General features: G+C 72.5%; 20 protein-coding genes. 10 read left to right on the forward strand and 10 right to left on the reverse strand.

The features are described from left to right. Positions 1 to 31: 31 nt before the first annotated feature. The 7 genes from K206_RS0125290 to K206_RS0125320 form a co-directional block, all read right to left on the reverse strand. Positions 32 to 619, reverse strand: a complete 588-nt coding sequence (locus K206_RS0125290) for a thioredoxin fold domain-containing protein (RefSeq protein WP_020205174.1) — start codon at positions 617 to 619, stop codon at positions 32 to 34. 365 nt (positions 620 to 984) lie between these two features. Then, entirely contained in the window at positions 985 to 1,818 is an 834-nt protein-coding gene (locus K206_RS0125295) for a MetQ/NlpA family ABC transporter substrate-binding protein (protein ID WP_020205175.1), read from the reverse strand. Positions 1,819 to 1,870: 52 nt separating this feature from the next. Next, positions 1,871 to 3,325, reverse strand: a complete 1,455-nt coding sequence (locus K206_RS0125300; RefSeq protein ID WP_020205176.1) for an efflux transporter outer membrane subunit — start codon at positions 3,323 to 3,325, stop codon at positions 1,871 to 1,873. Beyond that, on the reverse strand, positions 3,322 to 4,275 hold the full coding sequence (locus K206_RS0125305) for an HlyD family secretion protein (RefSeq protein WP_029044069.1): 954 nt from the start codon (positions 4,273 to 4,275) through the stop codon (positions 3,322 to 3,324). The genes K206_RS0125300 and K206_RS0125305 overlap by 4 nt, the downstream gene beginning before the upstream one ends. Beyond that, entirely contained in the window at positions 4,272 to 4,481 is a 210-nt protein-coding gene (locus tag K206_RS0125310) for a DUF1656 domain-containing protein (RefSeq protein ID WP_020205178.1), read from the reverse strand. The genes K206_RS0125305 and K206_RS0125310 overlap by 4 nt, the downstream gene beginning before the upstream one ends. A gap of 43 nt (positions 4,482 to 4,524) precedes the next feature. Next, on the reverse strand, positions 4,525 to 6,615 hold the full coding sequence (locus K206_RS0125315) for an FUSC family protein (RefSeq protein ID WP_020205179.1): 2,091 nt from the start codon (positions 6,613 to 6,615) through the stop codon (positions 4,525 to 4,527). Positions 6,616 to 6,620: 5 nt separating this feature from the next. Further along, positions 6,621 to 7,106, reverse strand: a complete 486-nt coding sequence (locus tag K206_RS0125320) for a MarR family winged helix-turn-helix transcriptional regulator (protein ID WP_020423897.1) — start codon at positions 7,104 to 7,106, stop codon at positions 6,621 to 6,623. 243 nt (positions 7,107 to 7,349) lie between these two features. Here K206_RS0125320 and K206_RS0125325 point away from each other — a divergent pair, with 243 nt between their 5' ends. Beyond that, the gene (locus tag K206_RS0125325) at positions 7,350 to 8,267 is read left to right on the forward strand and encodes a LysR family transcriptional regulator (RefSeq protein ID WP_029044070.1); all 918 of its coding nucleotides are present in this window, start codon (positions 7,350 to 7,352) and stop codon (positions 8,265 to 8,267) included. Here K206_RS0125325 and madM read toward each other — a convergent pair. Continuing rightward, positions 8,264 to 9,037: a malonate transporter subunit MadM gene (gene madM / locus K206_RS0125330; RefSeq protein ID WP_020205182.1), complete on the reverse strand. Its 774-nt coding sequence runs from the start codon at positions 9,035 to 9,037 to the stop codon at positions 8,264 to 8,266. The genes K206_RS0125325 and madM overlap by 4 nt on opposite strands. A 12-nt stretch (positions 9,038 to 9,049) precedes the next feature. Beyond that, positions 9,050 to 9,454, reverse strand: coding sequence for a malonate transporter subunit MadL (gene madL / locus K206_RS0125335; protein ID WP_020205183.1), 405 nt, complete (start codon positions 9,452 to 9,454; stop codon positions 9,050 to 9,052). A gap of 279 nt (positions 9,455 to 9,733) precedes the next feature. Between madL and mdcA the strand changes: the two genes are divergently transcribed. The 7 genes from mdcA to mdcH are packed head-to-tail and all read left to right on the forward strand — an operon-like array spanning position 9,734 to position 15,984. Beyond that, the gene (gene mdcA, locus K206_RS0125340) at positions 9,734 to 11,392 is read left to right on the forward strand and encodes a malonate decarboxylase subunit alpha (RefSeq protein ID WP_020205184.1); all 1,659 of its coding nucleotides are present in this window, start codon (positions 9,734 to 9,736) and stop codon (positions 11,390 to 11,392) included. Further along, positions 11,392 to 12,321, forward strand: coding sequence for a triphosphoribosyl-dephospho-CoA synthase (locus K206_RS39255; RefSeq protein WP_020205185.1), 930 nt, complete (start codon positions 11,392 to 11,394; stop codon positions 12,319 to 12,321). Before mdcA ends, K206_RS39255 begins: the two co-directional genes overlap by 1 nt. Then, entirely contained in the window at positions 12,322 to 12,648 is a 327-nt protein-coding gene (locus K206_RS0125350; protein WP_020205186.1) for a malonate decarboxylase subunit delta, read from the forward strand. After that, positions 12,645 to 13,496: a biotin-independent malonate decarboxylase subunit beta gene (locus tag K206_RS0125355; protein WP_020205187.1), complete on the forward strand. Its 852-nt coding sequence runs from the start codon at positions 12,645 to 12,647 to the stop codon at positions 13,494 to 13,496. The genes K206_RS0125350 and K206_RS0125355 overlap by 4 nt, the downstream gene beginning before the upstream one ends. Then, positions 13,493 to 14,344, forward strand: a complete 852-nt coding sequence (gene mdcE, locus K206_RS0125360) for a biotin-independent malonate decarboxylase subunit gamma (protein WP_020205188.1) — start codon at positions 13,493 to 13,495, stop codon at positions 14,342 to 14,344. The genes K206_RS0125355 and mdcE overlap by 4 nt, the downstream gene beginning before the upstream one ends. Positions 14,345 to 14,365: 21 nt before the next feature. Further along, entirely contained in the window at positions 14,366 to 15,034 is a 669-nt protein-coding gene (locus K206_RS0125365) for a malonate decarboxylase holo-ACP synthase (protein ID WP_020205189.1), read from the forward strand. 5 nt (positions 15,035 to 15,039) lie between these two features. Then, positions 15,040 to 15,984 carry a malonate decarboxylase subunit epsilon gene (gene mdcH, locus K206_RS0125370; RefSeq protein ID WP_043367084.1) on the forward strand — a complete coding sequence of 315 codons (945 nt, stop codon included), beginning with the start codon at positions 15,040 to 15,042 and terminating at the stop codon, positions 15,982 to 15,984. On the opposite strand, the gene K206_RS0125375 is transcribed toward mdcH, so the two are convergent. After that, the gene (locus K206_RS0125375) at positions 15,981 to 16,451 is read right to left on the reverse strand and encodes an Lrp/AsnC family transcriptional regulator (RefSeq protein ID WP_029044072.1); all 471 of its coding nucleotides are present in this window, start codon (positions 16,449 to 16,451) and stop codon (positions 15,981 to 15,983) included. The two genes, mdcH and K206_RS0125375, sit on opposite strands and share 4 nt — an antisense overlap. A 182-nt stretch (positions 16,452 to 16,633) precedes the next feature. Between K206_RS0125375 and K206_RS0125380 the strand changes: the two genes are divergently transcribed. Next, on the forward strand, positions 16,634 to 17,548 hold the full coding sequence (locus K206_RS0125380) for a DMT family transporter (protein WP_029044073.1): 915 nt from the start codon (positions 16,634 to 16,636) through the stop codon (positions 17,546 to 17,548). 123 nt (positions 17,549 to 17,671) lie between these two features. Beyond that, positions 17,672 to 18,052, forward strand: coding sequence for a hypothetical protein (locus tag K206_RS0125385; protein ID WP_020205193.1), 381 nt, complete (start codon positions 17,672 to 17,674; stop codon positions 18,050 to 18,052). Positions 18,053 to 18,107 lie beyond the last annotated feature (55 nt).

Genomic DNA, 18,107 nt, shown 5'->3' on the forward strand with positions numbered 1-18,107 from the left:
ATTGCCGCATGTGGCAATCCGCCGCGCCGCCTCAGACGCCGAGGCGGGCCTTCAGGGCATCGGTGGACAGCGCGCCCTCGAAGGTCTGCGCCTGCCCGCCCTCGCCCGCGAACACGACGAACGGCACGCTGGTGATGCCCAGCCGCAGGAAGTATTCGGTATTGGCCTTGACCTGCGCCAGCGCCTGCTCGGGCAGCGCCATGCCGGCGGTGTCGAGCCCGCGCTGCGCGGTCGCCAGCGTGGCCTCGTGGCTGTTCATGGTCTTCACCGCGTCCTTGCTGTCGAGCAGTGCGGCGCCCTGCTGCGCGGAGCGCTCCGGCGTCAGCAGCGCCACCGGGATCCAGGTGAAATGCACCGAGGACATCAGCGGCGTGGCGGCCTTCCACAGCTCGCCGCAATGCGGGCACTGCGGGTCGAAGAAAACGTAGACCTTCTTCGCGCTGAGCAGGTTGCCGGCGCTGAATCCCTTGGTCGCGGCGGCGATGGCGTCCACCGAGATCGCGGTCGCCGGCTGCGCGGCGGCCGATGCCGGGGCCGTGCCCTGCGCGTCGGGCGCGGACTTGCCGCAGGCGCCGAGGGCGAGGACGAGAAGGGCTGGGAGGAGGAGTTTTGCGTACATGGCGTCCGATGGTGGAGGAGCGGTTCCGGCGCGGGCCGAGGTGGCTCGTGCGCATCGGTTCCCAGTGTACGTGCGGGGGAGTGCGCCGTATTTAGGACTTGTCCTAAATTGGCGGGGGTGCCGGATGGGGCTGGTGTGTTGGGTAACACCGTTGGCTTCGCTTGATGTGGCTCCCGGCCGAACCGCCCCTCTCCCCGGCCCTCTCCCCGTGAGGGGAGAGGGAGGACACCTTGCTTGGGCCAGCTCGCGCGGCGTGGGCCCGTTCGCGGGCTTCGTCAATCGCTTCAGGTTTGCTCCCCTCTCCCGCCTGCGGGAGAGGGCAGGCGCCCGCGAATGCGCCGCGCCCGCCCGTCAAACCCGACAGCTCAGAACGACGGCACCATCGCGCCCTTGAACTCGCTCTTCATGAACTGGCGCACTTCCTCCGACTGGTACGCCGCCACCAGCTTCTTCACCCACGGCTTGTCCTTGTCCTGCGTGCGCACCACGATGATGTTGGCGTACGGGCTGTGGATGTCTTCCAGCGCGATGGCGTTGCGCAGCGGCTGCAGGCCGGCGGCCAGCGCGTAGTTGGTGTTGATCACGGCCGCGGCCACGTCGGGCAGCGCGCGCGCGAGCTGCGCCGCGTCGAGCTCGACGAGCTTCAGCTTCTTCGGGTTGTCGCTCACGTCCAGCGGCGTGGCGTTGACGCCGTTGCTGCCCACGCCGGGCTTGAGCTTGATCACGCCCTGCGCGGCCAGCAGCAGCAGCGCGCGGTTCTCGTTGGACGGGTCGTTGGGCACCGCCACCTTGGCGCCCTGCGGCAGGTCCTTGGGCGACTTGAGCTTCTGCGAGTAGATGCCCAGCGGCGAGATGTAGGTGTAGCCCACGCTCGTCATCTTGTAGCCGCGCTGCTTGATCTGGCTGTCGAGGTACGGCTGGTGCTGGAAGCTGTTGGCGTCGAGGTCGCCGGCGTCGAGCGCGGCGTTGGGCTGCACGTAGTCGTTGAACTCCACGACCTTGACGTCGAGGCCGTTGCGCCTGGCCACTTTCTGGACCACCTGCCAGACCTGCGCGTCGGGGCCGCTGACGGTGCCCACGCGCACGGCCTGCTCCTGCGCCAGCGCGGCGCCCGAGGCGGCGATGCCGAGCGCGGCCACGGCCGCGGCCAGCGTCTTGCCGAGGGAAAAACGGGAATGGGGGAAAGGAGTGATTGCCATGTTGTGCTTCGAATAATGAGAGACCGGCCGGCCGGACCGAAGGCAGGCCGGCTCAGCGCTCGCCCATTGTATGCGCTTCGACCTTGGGCGCGCCCTGCCAGCCGCCGCCGAGCGCGAGGAACAGGCTGATCTGGTCGAGCGCGACCTGGCTTTGCGCCGCGGCGAGCTGGGCCTCGGTGCTGGCCAGCGTGCGGTCCGCGTCGAGGCTGGACAGGTACGGCGAGCGGCCGGCCTGGTAGAGCTGGCGGTTCTGGCGCGCGGCCTCGCTGGCCTTGTCGCGCGCGTCGCGCAGCGCGCCGGCGCGCTCCAGCTCGCGCGTGTAGCTGCTCAGCGCGGTCTGGGTCTCGCGCAGCGCCTTGAGCACCACGCCGTCGAAATGCGCCAGCGCGGCCTCGGCGCCGGCCTCGGTGCCGTGGATGCGCGCGCGCGTGCCGTTGGTCGGCAGGTTCCAGGTGATGAGCGGGCCCACGGTCCAGTGCGCGGTCTGGCCCTGGCCGAGGTGGTCGAGAATGCCGCTCAGGCCGGTGGAGGCGCCGATGCGGATGGACGGGTACAGGTCCGCCGTGGCCACGCCGATCGTCGCCGTGGCGGCGGCCAGCTCGCGCTCGGCCTGGCGCACGTCGGGCCGGCGCTTGAGCAGCGCGGCGCCGTCGCCCACCGGCAGCGGCCGGGTCAGGCGCGGCTCCTCATGGCAGGCGTATTCGGCGCGCGACTCCGCGGTGGGCGGCTTGCCCAGCATCACCGCGAGACGATAGGCCGCGCCGTCCTGCTCGGCCTTGAAGCGCGGCAGGTTGGCGCGCAGCGCGTCGGACTGGGCCTCGGCGCGCAGCAGGTCGACCGGCTGGCCGCGGCCGGCCTCGACCATCTTGCGGGCGATCTCCACGCCGCGGTTCTGCAGCACGAGCTGGTGCTCGGCCACTTCGAGCTCGTGCGTGGCGGCGCAGCCCTGCACGTAGGCGCGCACGGTCTCGGCCGCTACCACCACGCGGGCCTGGTCGAGCGCGGCGGCGCTGGCCTGCGCGCCGGCCAGCGCGGCTTCGTCCGCGCGCGCCAGCTTGCCGAAGAAGTCGATCAGGTAGGAGACGTTGAGCCCCACGTCGCCGAAGTTGAACACCGGGATCTTCTCTTCGTGCAGCAGCGGCTCGCCGGCGATCTGCCCGCGCGCCACGCTGGCGCCGAAGGCGCCCTGCGGCAGGTTTTCCGACTCCACCTCGTGATAGACCGCGATGGCGCGCTTGAGGTTGGCCGAGGCCACGCGCAGGTCGGTGTTGGCGGCCAGCGCCTGCTGCACGAGCTGGTCGAGCTTCGGGTCGTCGTACAGGCGCCACCAGCCGTCCGGCACCTCGCCGACGGAGACGGCCGCGTTGTCGGCGCCGAGCAGCGCGCCGTTGGCGGCCGGCGCATGGATGGCGGCATCGTCCGGCACGCGGTAGTCGGGGCCCACCGTGGTGCACGCGAACAGCAGCGGCACCAGCGCCGGCAGCAGGGCCAGGCGCAGCGCGTTCATCGCGCCGCTCCCTGGCTGGCCGCGGCCGGCGCCGAGGCGGCCTTGCCGCTCTCTTGCGCCGGACCCTGCGCCGGTCCTTGCGCGCGCGCCTCGCGCACCGACACGGTGGCGGTGCGGCCCGCCACCAGGCGCAGGTCGGGCGGCGGCTCGTCCAGCACGATGCGCACCGGGATGCGCTGCGCCAGCCGCACCCAGTTGAAGGTCGGGTTGACGTTGGGCAGCAGGTTCGAGCCGTTGGTGCGGTCGCGGTCCTCGATGCCGGCGGCGATGCTCTGCACGTGGCCGTGCAGCACGCGCGACTCGCCCATGATGCGGATGTCCACCGGGTTGCCGATGTGGATGCCGTGCAGCTTGGTTTCCTCGAAATAGCCTTCCACGTGGAACGAGTTGGCGTCCACCATCGACAGCACCGGGCGGCCGGTGGTGACGTAGTCGCCCAGGCGCGGCAGGCGGTCGTTGACGTAGCCGTCCACCGGGCTGAGCACGCTGGTGCGCGTCAGGTTCAGGCGCGCCAGGTCGACCGCGGCCTGCGCCTGCTGCACGGCGGCCTCGCCCTGCTGGACCTTGGCCAGGCCTTCTTCCACCACTTCCTTGGAGACCACTTCCGAGAGCGTCTGGCTGCGGCGCGACTCGCGCCGCGCCTGTGCCAGCGTGGCGCTCTGCGCGGCCAGCGTGGCCTGCGCCTGCTGCAGCGCCAGCGCGAAGCGGTCGCGGTCGATCTCGAACAGCGGCTGGCCGCGCCGCACGAGCTGGTTGTCCTTGACCAGCACCTTGGTCACGAGGCCCGACACGTCCGGCGCGATCTGCACCACGTCGGCGCGCACGTGGCCGTCGCGCGTCCACGGCGCGATGGTGTAGTAGTCCCACAGGTGCTTGACAACGACCACCGCGACCGCGGTGACGACGAGGGTAAGGACCACAGGTCCGAGCGTGCGAAGATTCAGTTTCATGACTGCAGCCGATGCGCGAGGTAGACGACGCCACCCAGCACGATCACGTAAAACGCCAGATTGAACAGCGACCGGTGCCAGACCAGCCGGTAAAAGCCCGTGCGCGCCAGCACGGCGCGCGCGCAGGCGGTAATCAGGAAAGCCACCAGCATCCATGCCAGTAGGCTCGGGACAAACACGCCGTAGACGTCGATCTCGCCGCTCATTGCGCGCCTCCGCGTGGGTAACGGTTATTCATTGCCATGACCATCATCGGCTCCCGGCCGGACCGGACGGCGGCGGCAGCGGTGCCGGCGGCGCCGCGGCGAACAGCGCCACATGCATCTCCACCAGCGCCGCGAACGCCTCGCGCGAGGCGTGGTCGGCGCGCGTGGCGACGGCGCGGATGGCCTTGCCCATGCGCTCGCGCAGCACCTGCGGCGGCGCCTCGGCGCGCGCGTCGAGGCGCGCCTGGTAGTAGCTGGCCACGCCATGCAGCACGCGCCGCACGGCATGCTGGTGGTCCGGCGCCAGGTCCGGCATCTCGCGCTGCAATGCCAGCGTGCTCAGCTCCACGCGCACTTCGGAGAAGCCGTCGGTGGACAGCTCGCTCTCGCTGGCGGCCAGCCGCGGCACCAGTTGCGCCAGGCGGTCCAGCATGCGCGCGCGCAGGTGGGCGTGCTCGCCGGGCTCGCGCCCGGTGGCGTTGCGGGCGATGTCGTCCCAGCTCGCGCGCACCAGCCGGCGCGCCGCCACCCGGGTGCCGAACGGGCGGAACACCAGGGTCCAGATCAGCGCGAACAGGATGCCCGCGATACCGGCCACGTTGCCGTTGAAGAAGGCCTGGAAGTCCGCGCTGTAGGCGCCCTGGATGCCGATGTCGTTGGCCGTGATGACCGCCAGCGGCAGGCCGATCAGGGCCAGCCGCGGCTGCGCCATCAGCACGCCGATCGCCAGGTAGGGCGCGGAGAACATCAGCACCAGCATCTCGAAGTCGTGCGCGTTGGGCAGCACCAGGAACAGGTAGATGGTGGCGATCACCAGGCACACCACGTTCCAGGTGAAGAACGAATGGATCATCGGCGCGGGCTCGTCCAGCGCCGCGAAGAAGCAGCAGGCGACCGCGCCCAGCGCCACCGCGCCGGCGCCGTCGGCCCAGCCGGACCAGATCCAGATCATGCCCATGCTGAAGATGGCCAGCGCCACCGTCACCGTGGAAAACAGCAGCATGCCGTGGTCGTAGTGGCGCGCGGCGCCGACTTCCCAGCGCCGGAACGCCGGCGTCCACTCCGCTTCCGGCGCGGCCGCGCCGACGCGGCGCTGCAATGCCACGCAGTCCTGCCACAGCTCCATCAGCTCGCGCAGGCGGCCCTCGGCGGTGGCGGCCAGCGCGTCGTGCCAGTCCGGGCCGCGCGCGCCTTCGGCGCCCTCGGCACCATCGCTGGCCTCCGTGGCATCGAGCCGGGCCTGCGCGTCCGCCATCGGCGACGCCTGCGGCAGCTCCAGCTCGGGCAGCGGCGCCTGCGCGCCGCCGGCGATCCACTTCTGCACCCGCGCCATGTTGCGCGACAGCCGCCCGGGCATGCCGGCCGGGTTCTGGTGCAGGGCTTCCACCACCGCCGCCAGCGACGACAGCACCGGCAGCAGCATGGTCATGCGCCCGCGCAGCTCCTGCGCCTGCCGCACGCGCGCGGCGGTCTCGGTGTCGTAGGAAAGCTGGCTGATGAGCTGGTCCAGCGCCAGGATGTCGGCCGCCAGCCGGTGCCGGCTGTGGTGGCGCGAGACCTTGGCGGCGGCGTCCGCGCACAGCATGTCGGTGGCCCACAGCGCGGCGTCGCCGAGCCACTGGGCCGAGCGCTGGCGCAGCACCGTGGCCACGTCGGCCGGGAACAGCAGCGAGCCGACCACGCTGGCGCACAGGATGCCGATGCAGATTTCCTCGGCGCGCGCCACGGCGATGTCGAAGATGCCGCCGGGGTCGTTGACCGAAGGCAGCGCCACCAGCGGCAGCGTGTAGGCCGCCAGCATGAAGACGTAGCTGCGCGGCGTGCGGTGCAGCAGCGCCACGTACAGCAGCACGCCGGTCCACACCGCCACCGCCGCCATCAGCAGCGCCGGCGCGTTGACCAGCGTGGGCACCATGACCACGGCGGCGGCCGCGCCCAGCAGCGTGCCGAGCACGCGGTACAGCGCCTTGGAGCGCGTCGCGCCGGTCAGCGGGTGCGCCACGATATAGACGGAAGCCATCGCCCAGTACGGGCGCGGCAGGCCAAGATAGAGCGCGATGAACAGCGCCAGCATGGCGGCCACGAAGGCTTTGAAGGAAAAGAGCCAGTCTCTTCCGGAAGGCCAGGTCATCATTGCCGTCAGGATTCCGTGAGGCCGGAGATGGTGATGTTGCCGGCATTGCCGCCCGCGGCGGCGGCCGCGCGCGAGAGCGCGTCGAGCACGCGCAGCGCGCCTTCGAAATCCTGCTCGGTCAGGCCCGCGAAGACATCCGCGCGCAACTGCTTGAGCTCGGCCTCGATCTTGGTGGCGAGTTCCTCGCCGGCGTCGGTCAGCCACAGCGCGTTGGCGCGGCGGTCATTGGCGTCGACCTCGCGGCGCACCAGGCCCGCGGCGGAAAGCTGGTCGACCAGCCGCACCAGCGACGCGCCTTCCAGCCCCACGTAGTCGGCCAGCGTGACCTGCCGCACACCGCCGCCGAGGCGGCGGATGAACAGCAGCGGCCCGGCCGCGGCGGCGGAGATGCCGTAGGCGGTCACCGCGCCCTGCGAGATGTGACGCCATTGGCGGCCGGCCAGCATGAGCTGGCCAGTGAAGGCGAAACGGAGGGCGTCGAGCGGGGGCATGGAGGGAATGATAGCAACCATATAGTTAGGTTGCAAACTATTATCCTGCTAACCATTCCAACGGAAGGGGTTTTGTGGGGGGGGCAGGCATCCGCGCCCGCGCCGCCCTTCCGTCCACGCCGCCACGCCACCGCCACACCCGCGCCGCGTTCCCCGCGCACCGCGGCGCCGGACCCGCCGCGGTGCGCGAATCTGGTTATCATGGCCCGCATCGCCACCGCCCGCCGCCCTGTCCGCATCCCCATGCGCAACCGCATCAACGAAGAGATCACCTTCCGCAAGCTCGAAGTCCTGCTCGCGTACATGGAAGCCGGCAACCTCGCCAAGGCCGCCGAGGCGCTGGACGTGAGCGCGGTCAGCGTGCACCGCGCGCTGCACTCGCTCGAGGAAGGCATGCGCTGCGCGCTGTTCCGCCACGAGGGGCGCAGCCTGATTCCCACCGAGGCCGCGCACGTGCTGGCCGAGATCGCCGGCGAAGTGATCAAGACCATGTCCGACGGCATCCGCGCCACGCGCGAGGCGGCCGGCTATTCGGCCGACCACCTCAAGATCGGCTCGCTGTATTCGCTGACCATCCGCACCGTGCCGGAAGTGGTGATGGGCATCAAGCTGCGGCGCCCGGAACTGCAGCCCGAGCTGGTGCTCGGCTCCAACGCCGACCTGCTGTTCAAGCTCAAGCAGGGCGCCATCGACGCGGCGCTGATGGCGGTGCCCGAGCCCGACCCGGAGGTCGAGTCGATCGCGCTGTTCGAGGACGAGATCCACTTCGCCGCGCCGGCCGAGTCGGCCTACGCGCGCCAGGCGTCGGTCGACCTACACGCCTGCCGCGACGAAGCCTTCGTCTCGCTCAGCGAAGGCTTCGTCACCTTCCAGGGCTTCGTGGAAGCCTTCCGCATCGCCGGCTTCACGCCCAAGGTGGTGATGAAGACCGGCGACATCTTCTCGCTGATGAACCTCGTGAGCGGCGGCGTGGGCTACGCGCTGCTGCCGGGGCGCGTGCGCGACATGCTGCCGCACAAGGTGACGCTGATCCCGCTGTCGCCGCAATACCGGCTGCGCCAGCGCATCGGCCTGAGCTTCCTGCGCCGGCGCGAGCGCGACCCCAACCTGCTCGCGCTGGCCGCGGTGTGCCGGCTGGCGATGCGCGAGCGCGAAGGCTAGCCGACCACCGCCTTGGTGGCCAGGAACAGCAGCGACGGCCCCAGCAGGCAGCCCAGCCCGGTGTGGAACGTGGCGACCAGCGCGCCGTAGGGCACCAGCCGGCGGTCGGTCGCGGCCAGCCCGGCCGAGACGCCGCTGACGGTGCCGGCCAGCCCGCCGAACACCATCGCCGCGCGCGGGTTGTTCAGGCCGAGGAAGCCGGCCGCCATCGGCGTGCCGACCATCACGATGATGGCCTTGATGAGACCGGTGGCGATGCTCAGCGCGATCACGTCGGAACTGGCGCCGAGCGCCGCGCCCGTGACCGGCCCGACGATGTAGGTCACGGCGCCGGCGCCGATGGTGGTCATGCTGACCGCGTCGCTGTAGCCGAACGCGCGCGCCACCGCCGCGCCGACGATGAACGGCAGCACGGTGCCGAGCAGCAGCGAGACCGCGCCCACCAGCCCGGCCTTGCGCGCTTCCGTGACCTGCACCTCGAACGCGGTGGCGACGATGGCGAAGTCGCGCAGCATGGCGCCGCCCATCAGGCCGATGCCGGAGAACAGCGAGAGGTCGGCCAGGCCCTTTTCCTTGCCGGTGACGATGCCGCCGTAGTAGGCCAGCAGCAGGCCGATGACGATGGCGATGGCCGAGCCGTGCACGCGGCCGAAGGTCAGCCAGCGCGACAGCCGCGACGACAGCCACATGATGATGCCGACCGCGGCGAAGGCCGTGACCAGGCCGTTCTGCAGCAGCACGGCCTGGAACATGTGCGGAATGGAGTGCATGATGGCGGCTCCTCAGTGCGTGGAGACGGCGGCGCCGTCGGTGTCGAGCGGCGGCAGCGGCGCGTGGTCGCCGGTGCGGCTCAGCACGGCGATGCAGCCGGCCGACACCAGCACCGCGCCGAACGCGGCGAGCAGCGCGACCGGCCCGCCGCGCAGCGCGGCGACCACGTTCTGCTGCGCCGCCATCGCCACCACCACCGGGATGTACATCGCGCCCCAGAAGCCCACGCCGGCCTCGGTCTCGCGCGGCAGCAGGCCGCGCCCGTGCAGCCACAGCCGGATGCCGATGAGCAGCAGCATGGCGATGCCGACGCCGCCCACGTTGGCCTTGACGCCGATGGCCACGCCGAGCAGTTCGCCGAGGAACAGGCCGGCGAGATGGCAGACCGCCAGCAAGGCGGTTCCGTAGATGATCATGGTGCTTGTCTCCAGATGGCCTGCCGGCGTGCTTGCGCGCAGGCTGTTTTTGCGGGTGCGCGGAACGCGCCGCGCCGTGCGGGCTTCCGTCACGGTCTACCTTAGGCAGGCCGCCGGGGCGCATCAATCAACCCGGCGGACGGATCGTTAGCCTGGCGCTAACTGCGGCGGCGCCGACACTTACGCCCGGAGTAACGATGCCGCGGCGGGCGTCATTGCTTGCGCCGCGCCGGCCCCCTATCGTGGTGACATTCCCAGCCACCACACAGGGCAGACGCGATGCCGAATCCAGCCACCGACCGACAATGGGACACCCGCCGCGCCGGCAAGCGCCAGCGCCAGGCGCGCGGCGCGGCCTTCGCCAACGGCCGCGTGGTGCCCACCGCCGACATCGTCCCGTTCCTCGAAGCCATCGCCGCGCCGGGCGACCGCGTGGTGCTAGAAGGCAACAACCAGAAGCAGGCCGATTTCCTCTCGCGCGCGTTGGCCGAGGTGGACCCGGCCAAGGTGCACGGCCTGCACATGATCATCCCGAGCGTCAGCCGGGTCGAGCACCTGGACCTGTTCGAGCGCGGCATCGCGCGCAAGCTGGACTTCGCCTACGCCGGCGCGCAGAGCCTGCGCATCTCGCAGTTCCTCGAGGACGGCCAGCTCGAGATCGGCGCCATCCACACCTATATCGAGCTGTACGCGCGGCTCTACGTCGACCTCACGCCGGACATCGTGCTGATCGCCGGCTACAAGGCCGACCGCGACGGCAACCTCTACACCGGCCCCAGCACCGAGGACACGCCCGCGCTGGTGGAAGCCGCCGCGTTCCGCGACGGCATCGTGGTGGCGCAGGTCAACGAGATCGTGGACGACCCCGCCGGCCTGCCGCGCGTGGACATTCCCGGCTCGTGGATCGACTACGTGGTGCAGGCCGACCGGCCCTTCTTCTGCGAGCCGCTGTTCACGCGCGACCCGCGCCTGATCAAGCCGGTGCACGTGCTGATGGCGATGATGGCGATCCGCGGCATCTACGAGCGCCACCAAGTGCAGTCGCTCAACCACGGCATCGGCTTCAACACCGCGGCGATCGAGCTGATCCTGCCGACCTACGGCGAGTCGCTCGGCCTCAAGGGCAAGATCTGCAAGCACTGGGCACTCAACCCGCACCCCACGCTGATCCCCGCGATCGAGTCGGGCTGGGTGGAGAGCGTGCACAGCTTCGGCAGCGAGCTCGGCATGGAAGGCTACGTGGCCGCGCGCCCGGACATCTTCTTCACCGGCGCCGACGGCTCGCTGCGCTCGAACCGCGCGCTCTGCCAGCTCGCCGGCCAGTACGCGGTGGACCTGTTCATCGGCTCCACGCTGCAGATCGACGGCGACGGCCATTCCTCCACGGTCACGCGCGGGCGCCTGTCCGGCTTCGGCGGCGCGCCCAACATGGGCCACAACCCGGGCGGGCGGCGCCATGCCACGCCCGCGTGGCTGGACCTGATCGAGACCGGGGATCCGCTCGCGCGCGGGCGCAAGCTGGTGGTGCAGATGGTGGAGACCTTCCAGGCCGGCGGCAAGCCGACCTTCGTCGAATCGCTCGACGCGGTGCAGGTGGCCAGGGACAGCGGCATGCCGCTGGCGCCGGTGATGATCTACGGCGACGACGTCACCCACGTGCTGACCGAGGAAGGCATCGCCTACCTGTACAAGGCGCGCTCGCTCGAGGAACGCCGCGCCATGCTGGCGGCGGTGGCCGGCGTCACGCCGGTCGGCCTGCGCCACGACCCCGCCGCCACGCGCCGCATGCGCAGCGACGGCCTGATCGCGCTGCCCGAGGATCTCGGCGTGCAGCGCAGCCAGGCCACGCGCTCGCTGCTGGCGGCGAAAAGCATGGCCGACCTGGTCGACTGGTCGGGCGGGCTGTACCAGCCGCCGGCTCGCTTCAGGAGCTGGTGATGGCAAGCCCCGCCCTGCTCGCGCGGCCCGATGCGGGCCTGCCGCCCGCCGCCGCCATGCTGGCCGACCTCGCCGTGGCCGCGCTGCTCGACGAGGCCGCGCTGTCGCCCAAGCCCGGCCTGGTGGACGGCCGCGGCAGCGGCGCCCATGCCGACCTCGACCTGGACCTGATGTGCCGCTCGGCGCGCGCGCTGCATCCCGCCTTCGCGGCGATGGCCGCCGCCGGCCTGCGGGCCGCGCGGCCCGGCGTGGCGCTGCGCGAGACGCTCGGCGCGCTGGGCCGCGAAGCGGAGGCCGCGATGATGCGCGCCACCGGCGGCGTCAACACGCACCGCGGCGCGATCTGGAGCCTGGGCCTGCTGGTCGGCGCCGCTGGCTGGCACCAGCAGCCGCGCGCCACCCGCTCGCCGCATTCCGCCCATGCCGTGGCGCGCACCGCCGGCGCCGTGGCGCGCCTGCCCGACCGCCACCGCCCCGCGCGCACCGGCCACAAGGGCGAGCGCGCCTGCCTCGACTACGGCGTGCGCGGCGCGCGCGGCCAGGCGCAGGCCGGCTTTCCGCACGTGCTGCGCGCCGGCCTGCCCGAGCTGCGGCGCAGCCGCGCGCGCGGCGACGCCGAGCCGAGCGCACGCGTCAACGCGCTGCTGGCGATCATGAGCCGGCTCGACGACACCTGCGTGCTGGCCCGCGCCGGCCGCGACGGGCTGGCGCTGATGCAGTCCGGCGCGGCGCGGGTGCTGGCCGCCGGCGGCATCGCCACGCTGCCCGGGCGCCGCCTGCTGCGCGCGCTGGAGGCCGGCATGCTGGCCTGCAACGCCTCGCCCGGCGGCGCCGCCGACCTGCTCGCCGCCACCTTTTTCCTCGACCGCCTGCCGCTGGCGATGGCATCGCTCGACGCCGCCCCCGCCAGCCCGCAAGGAGACAAGTAAATGGAACAGCTTCAGTTCGAATATCCCGCCGGCGCGCCGGCCGGCCGCCGCGTGCTGGTCGGCGTGGTCGGCTCCGGCGACCTCGAGGTCCTGGTCGAGCCCGGCAGCGCCGGCACCACCGTGATCGACGTCACCACCTCGGTGGACGGCTACGGCAAGGTGTGGGACGCGCAGCTCGCGCGCGTGTTCAAGGCCGGGCCGCGCGCGGCCATGCGCATCCGCATCCACGACTTCGGCGCCACGCCGGGCGTGGTCGGCATGCGCCTGGCCGAGGCGTTCGAAGCGCTGGACGCATCCGCCGACGACAACAGCAAGGAGCAGCCATGAACCATCCGTCGCTGCTCGGACGCGAGAGCTTCGTCGAGCTGGGCGCGCGCGCCCGCGCGCATGCGTTGCTCGATGCCGGGACCGTGCGCGAACTGGCCGGCCCGTTCGACGGGCTGGTGTCGCCGTGGCTGGCGCGCCAGGGCGTGGTGCCGCAGGCCGATGACGGCGTGATCGTGGCCAAGGGCCGCATCGACGGCCACGGCGCCGTGGTGCTGGCCATCGAAGGCGCGTTCCAGGGCGGCAGCCTGGGCGAGGTCGGCGGCGCCAAGATCGCCGGCGCGCTGGAGCTGGCCGCGCAGGACAACCGCCGCGGCGTGCCCACGCGCGCGGTGATCCTGTTCGAGACCGGCGGCGTGCGCCTGCAGGAGGCCAACCTCGGCCTCGCCGCCATCGCCGAGATCCACGCGGGCATCGCCGACCTGCGCCGCTACCAGGCGGTGGTCGGCGTGATCGCCGGGCAGGTCGGCTGCTTCGGCGGCATGTCGATCGCCGCCGGGCTGTGCAGCTATCTGGTGGTCACGCGCGAGGCGCGGCTCGGCCTCAACGGCCCGGCCGTGATCGAGCAGGAAGCCGGCGTGGCCGAATACGATTCGCGCGACCGCCCGTTCATCTGGAGCTTCACCGGCGGCGAGCAGCGCATCGCCACCGGGCTGGCGGACCGCTACGTGGAAGACGACAGCGCGGCCATCCGCGCCACCGTGCGCGCGCTGCTGGCGGCCGGGCCGCCGGCCACGCACCGCAGCGAGCGCTACGCGCATTACCTGGCGCGGCTGCGGTCGTACGATCCGGCGCGCCAGCCGGAGCCGCAGACCGTGCGCGACATCTACGCCGACGGAGCTTCGTCATGAATATCGCAACCGCAACCGCAATCGCAACCGAGACCGCAAACCCCGCCGCCAGCCGCGGCGCCGCCTGGCTGGCCGCGCTGAGCGGCAACGCCGCGCGCGTGGCCGGCTACCCGGCCAGCGTGCAGGTGGCCGATGCCGCCCTCGGCGGCCAGCCGGCGCGCTTCGTCGCGCTGGTGCCCGACCCGGCCAGCGCGTGGCCGCGCGCGCGCCACGGCGAGGCCGGCGTGATCGAAGGCTGGTCGCTGGCGCGCGCCGTGCACGAGGTGGTGCAGGCCGACCGCGACGCCACCACCAAGCGGCCCGTCGTCGCCATCGTCGACACGCCCAGCCAGGCCTATGGCCGGCGCGAGGAAGCGTTCGGCATCCACCAGTCGCTGGCCGGCGCCGCCGGCGCCTACGCGCAAGCGCGGCTGCGCGGGCACCCGGTCATCGCGCTGCTGGTCGGGCCCGCCATGTCGGGCGCCTTCCTCGCGCACGGCTACCAGGCCAACCGCCTGCTCGCGCTCGACGACGCCGGCGTGGAAGTCCACGCGATGGGCAAGCAGGCCGCCGCGCGCATCACCATGCGCAGCGTGGAAGACCTGGAAACGTTCGCCGCCAGCGTGCCGCCGATGGCCTACGACATCGGCAGCTACGCCACGCTGGGCCTGCTGTGGCGGCGCATCCGCGTGGGCCACGCGGCCGCGCCCGATGCGGCCGACCTCGATATCGTGCAGGGCGCGCTGCTGGCCGCGCTCGCCGACATCCTGGCCGACCCGCAGCGCGACCTGCGCAGCCGCCTGGGCGGACCCAACCGCCAGGCGTCGGGCCGCGTGCGCGAAGTGCTGGCGCGGCAGTGGGATGACTGACGCGCGCCGCGCCCGCAGGCCATGACCGCATCCGCCCCGCTGCCGCACGACCTGCTGTGGCTCGCCGATCCCGCCGCCTTCGTTGCTGACTGCGCGGACCATGCGGACCGCGCGGACTGCGCGCTGCCCGCGTGGGCGAGCGCCGCGTGGCTGGCGCAGGCGCCGCTGGTGGTGCGGCGCGCGCGCGCCGATGCGCGCGGCCGCATCCCGGTGGGCGTGCGCGGCGTCACGCGCGCGCAGCGCCACGCCGCGTGGCTACCCGCCGCGCAGGTGGCGCGCGCCGTCACGCCGCGCATGATCGCGCGGCTGGCGCGCTGGCGCGAGCATCCGCGCCGGGCGCTGCCCGCGCTGGCCGCGCTCGCGCGCGCCGCGCCGCTGCTGGACGCCATGCGGGTGGACTGGGGCGTGGCCGGCAGCGTGGGCTTCAGCCTCGCGTCGGGCCTCGACCTGCTGCACGAGGGCAGCGACCTCGACCTGCTCGTCACCGCCGCCGCGCCGCTCGCGCCGCCCGCCGAGCGCGCGCTGATCGCGCTGCTCGACGATCCCCGCCTCGACATCCAGGTCGGCACGCCGCGCGGCGCGTTCGCGCTGCGCGAGCGCGCGCGCACGGGCGGGCGCGTGCTGCTCAAGACCGCGGATGGCCCGGTCATGTGCGACGACCCGTGGCTGGCGCCGGCGGCACGCCCATGAGCACCATGAGCACGCTGTTCACCTTCCCCGGCCAGGGCGCGCAGCGCGCCGGCATGCTGCACGCGCTGCCCGACCACCCGGCCACGCGCGCCACCGTGGCCGAGACCAGCGCGGCGCTCGGCGAGGACGTGCTGGCGCTGGACAGCGCGGCGGCGCTGGCCTCCACCGTGGCCGTGCAGCTCTGCCTGCTGACCGCCGGCGTGGCCACGGCCCGCTGCCTGCTGGCCGAAGGCGCGCGGCCCGACGCGGTGGCGGGCCTGTCCATCGGCGCCTATGCGGCGGCCGTGTGCGCGGGCGTGCTGGAGCATGCCGACGCGGTCCGGCTGGTGGCGCTGCGCGCGCGGCTGATGGCGCAGGCCTACCCGCGCGGCTACGGCATGACGGCCATCCTCGGGCTGGAGCGCGCGCCGCTCGAACGCATCGTGGCGCGGGTATGCGCGCCGGCCGCGCCGGTCTACCTGGCCAACTTCAACGCGCCGATGCAGATCGTGATCGCCGGCGCCGAGGCGGCAATGGCGCGCGTGGCCGAACTGGCGCTGGCCGCCGGCGCGCACGCGGCCAAGCCGGTGGCCATCAGCGTGCCGTCGCACTGCGCGCTGCTCGACGCGCAGGCCGCCGAGTTGGAGCGCGCCTTCGCCGGCGTCGCGGTGGCGCGGCCGCGCCTGCGCTACTTCAGCGCCAGCGCCGCGCGCGAGCTGCGCGACCCGGCGCGCATCGCCGCCGACCTCGCGCGCAATCTCGCCGTGCCGGTGCGCTGGCACGAGACCATGCTGCTGGCGCGCGAATGCGGCATGCGGCTGGCGGTGGAGATGCCGCCCGGCAACGTGCTCACGCGGCTGGCCGCGCCGCTGCTGGCCGGCGGCATCGCCGTGGCCTGCGCCGACACGCGCCTCGACAGCGTGGTGGCGCTGTGCGCGCGGGAGGCCCGGCAACAGGCGGGACGGGACTAGGCCAGCGGCAGCGCCGTGCTGTATAGCACCTGCTTGAGCGCGAAGCTCGAGCGGATGTTCGACACGCCGGGGATGCGCGTGATCTGGTCGATGATCAGCCGCTCCAGCGCCTCCACGTCGGGCACGATCACGCGCAGCAGGTAATCGGCGTCGCCCGACATCAGGTAGCACTCCATCACCTGCGGCAGCGCCGCGATGCGCCGCTCGAACACGTCCAGGCTTTCGCGGCGCTGCTTGTCCAGCGAGACCTGGATGAACACCACCACCTTCAGCCCGAGGCGGCGCGCGTCGAGCAGCGTCACCCGGCGCGAGATCACGCCGCGCTTCTCCAGTTGCTTGACGCGCGCCAGGCACGGCGACGGCGACAGGCTGACGCGGCTGGCCAGTTCCACGTTGGTCAGGCTGGCGTCGCGCTGCAGCTCGTTGAGGATGCGGATATCGGTGGCGTCCAGTTCCAGGTCTTCCAGCACGTTGCACTCCGGTTCGATCGAATGACGGCATTCTATGCCGCCATGCGCGATCCATGCAGCGAACTTCGGTTTTTGCTGCGGCGCACCAGAACGTAGACTTTCCGGGTCGCCCAGGTGCATTCGCGCGCCGGGCGCAAAGGACGTTTCCGCACTGGCGGCACAGCAATATGAGTCGAAGCATGCAAGCAGCACAACAAGGATGGCGCCGGTTCGTTCCGCTGGCCTGCGCCGTGGCGATCTGGGGCGGCAACTGGCCGGTGATGAAACTGGGCCTGACCCACGTCAGCCCGCTGTGGTTCGCCGCCGCGCGCTTCGTCTCGGCCGCGGCGATCAGCTTCGTGGTGCTGGGCATGCTGCGCCGGCTGCGGCTGCCGAGCCGGCAGGAATGGCCGCTGGTGATCGGCGTGGGCCTGCTGCAGATGGCGGCCTTCACCGCGCTGGCGCTGTGGGCGCTGCAGTACGTGCCGCCCGGGCGCGCCTCGGTGATCGCCTATGCCACCTCGGTGTGGGTGATCCCGCTGTCGTCGCTGGTGCTCAAGGAGCGGCTGTCGCGCCCGCAGTGGATCGCCACCGGGCTGAGCTACGCCGGCATCGCGCTGATGGTGGCGCCGGCGCTGGGCGGCTGGCAGCTGCATACGGTGGTGGGGCTGGCGATGCTGCTCGGCGCCTCGCTGGCGTGGTCGCTCAGCATCATCCAGCTGCGCGCCAGCCGCGCGGTGCGCCTGGGCGCGGACATGATTCCGTGGGAGACCGCCGTGGCCTCGGTGCCGCTGGTGCTGCTGGCGCTGCTGCGCGACGGCGCGCCGCATTTCCTGTCCATCCCGGAGATCTGGCCGCTGCTGTTCTACACCGGCCCGCTGGCCACCGCGCTGACTTTCATCGTGGTGCTGAACATGACGCAGGCGCTGCCGCCGGCGGCCACCTCGGTGGCCATGCTGTGCGTGCCGGTGATCGGGCTGATCGTCTCCGCGGCGGCCTTCCACGAGCGCATCTCCGCCGACCTGTCGGCCGGGCTGGCGCTGATCGCGCTGGGCGTGGCCACCACCGCGCTGGCGCCGTGGCTGGGCCGGCGCATGCCGTGGCGCAGTGCGTAGGGGCAAACCGAGCGCGGACCCGGGCGTGGACGTTACACCCGGACACAGTTGTATTGGGCCGCTAATACCTGGCGCCGGCGCGACCGGCTAAAGTGCAGTCACTTGCCAACCGGAGCTGCCCCCGTGCGAAACATCGCCACCCTTTGCACCTTTGCCGCCGTCGCGGTTTCCACCGCGCTGGCTTCGAGCGCGGCCAGCGCGCGCGTCGACGTGGACATCGGCATCGGCGTGCCCGCGCCGGTGTACGTCGCGCCGGCCCCGGTGTACCAGCCGGCCCCGGTCTACCAGCCCGCGCCGGTCTATGCGCCGGCGCCCGTGTACGTCGCGCCGGCGCCCGTGGTGGTGGGCCCCGGCTACTACGGTCCGGGCTACTACGGCCCGGGCTGGCGCGAGCGGGCCTGGCGTGAGCGCGAATGGCGCGAGCGGCGCTGGCGCGATCACCATGACGATCACGAGCACGACCGGTACGACGATCGCGGGCGCGAGCGCGAATGGCGCCGCTGAAGCCCGCCGGCGCGGGGCCGCGCTGAGCCGCCGGGCCGGCGGCGCCTGCCGGGCC

It is taken from the genome of Cupriavidus sp. WS (assembly GCF_000395345.1).
In the GTDB taxonomy this organism is placed as follows: domain Bacteria; phylum Pseudomonadota; class Gammaproteobacteria; order Burkholderiales; family Burkholderiaceae; genus Cupriavidus; species Cupriavidus basilensis_B.

Excerpts from the sequence above, each read along its gene's own strand:
- K206_RS39255 (WP_020205185.1), top strand. The coding sequence starts at position 11,392 with ATGGCAAGCCCCGCCCTGCTCGCGCGGCCCGATGCGGGCCTGCCGCCC.
- K206_RS0125325 (WP_029044070.1), top strand. The coding sequence starts at position 7,350 with ATGCGCAACCGCATCAACGAAGAGATCACCTTCCGCAAGCTCGAAGTC.
- K206_RS0125295 (WP_020205175.1), bottom strand. The coding sequence starts at position 1,818 with ATGGCAATCACTCCTTTCCCCCATTCCCGTTTTTCCCTCGGCAAGACG.
- K206_RS0125300 (WP_020205176.1), bottom strand. The coding sequence starts at position 3,325 with ATGAACGCGCTGCGCCTGGCCCTGCTGCCGGCGCTGGTGCCGCTGCTG.
- mdcH (WP_043367084.1), top strand. The coding sequence starts at position 15,040 with ATGAGCACGCTGTTCACCTTCCCCGGCCAGGGCGCGCAGCGCGCCGGC.
- K206_RS0125350 (WP_020205186.1), top strand. The coding sequence starts at position 12,322 with ATGGAACAGCTTCAGTTCGAATATCCCGCCGGCGCGCCGGCCGGCCGC.
- K206_RS0125310 (WP_020205178.1), bottom strand. The coding sequence starts at position 4,481 with ATGAGCGGCGAGATCGACGTCTACGGCGTGTTTGTCCCGAGCCTACTG.
- K206_RS0125365 (WP_020205189.1), top strand. The coding sequence starts at position 14,366 with ATGACCGCATCCGCCCCGCTGCCGCACGACCTGCTGTGGCTCGCCGAT.
- mdcE (WP_020205188.1), top strand. The coding sequence starts at position 13,493 with ATGAATATCGCAACCGCAACCGCAATCGCAACCGAGACCGCAAACCCC.
- madM (WP_020205182.1), bottom strand. The coding sequence starts at position 9,037 with ATGCACTCCATTCCGCACATGTTCCAGGCCGTGCTGCTGCAGAACGGC.
- madL (WP_020205183.1), bottom strand. The coding sequence starts at position 9,454 with ATGATCATCTACGGAACCGCCTTGCTGGCGGTCTGCCATCTCGCCGGC.
- K206_RS0125355 (WP_020205187.1), top strand. The coding sequence starts at position 12,645 with ATGAACCATCCGTCGCTGCTCGGACGCGAGAGCTTCGTCGAGCTGGGC.
- K206_RS0125305 (WP_029044069.1), bottom strand. The coding sequence starts at position 4,275 with ATGAAACTGAATCTTCGCACGCTCGGACCTGTGGTCCTTACCCTCGTC.
- K206_RS0125320 (WP_020423897.1), bottom strand. The coding sequence starts at position 7,106 with ATGCCCCCGCTCGACGCCCTCCGTTTCGCCTTCACTGGCCAGCTCATG.
- K206_RS0125290 (WP_020205174.1), bottom strand. The coding sequence starts at position 619 with ATGTACGCAAAACTCCTCCTCCCAGCCCTTCTCGTCCTCGCCCTCGGC.
- K206_RS0125315 (WP_020205179.1), bottom strand. The coding sequence starts at position 6,615 with ATGATGACCTGGCCTTCCGGAAGAGACTGGCTCTTTTCCTTCAAAGCC.
- K206_RS0125380 (WP_029044073.1), top strand. The coding sequence starts at position 16,634 with ATGCAAGCAGCACAACAAGGATGGCGCCGGTTCGTTCCGCTGGCCTGC.
- mdcA (WP_020205184.1), top strand. The coding sequence starts at position 9,734 with ATGCCGAATCCAGCCACCGACCGACAATGGGACACCCGCCGCGCCGGC.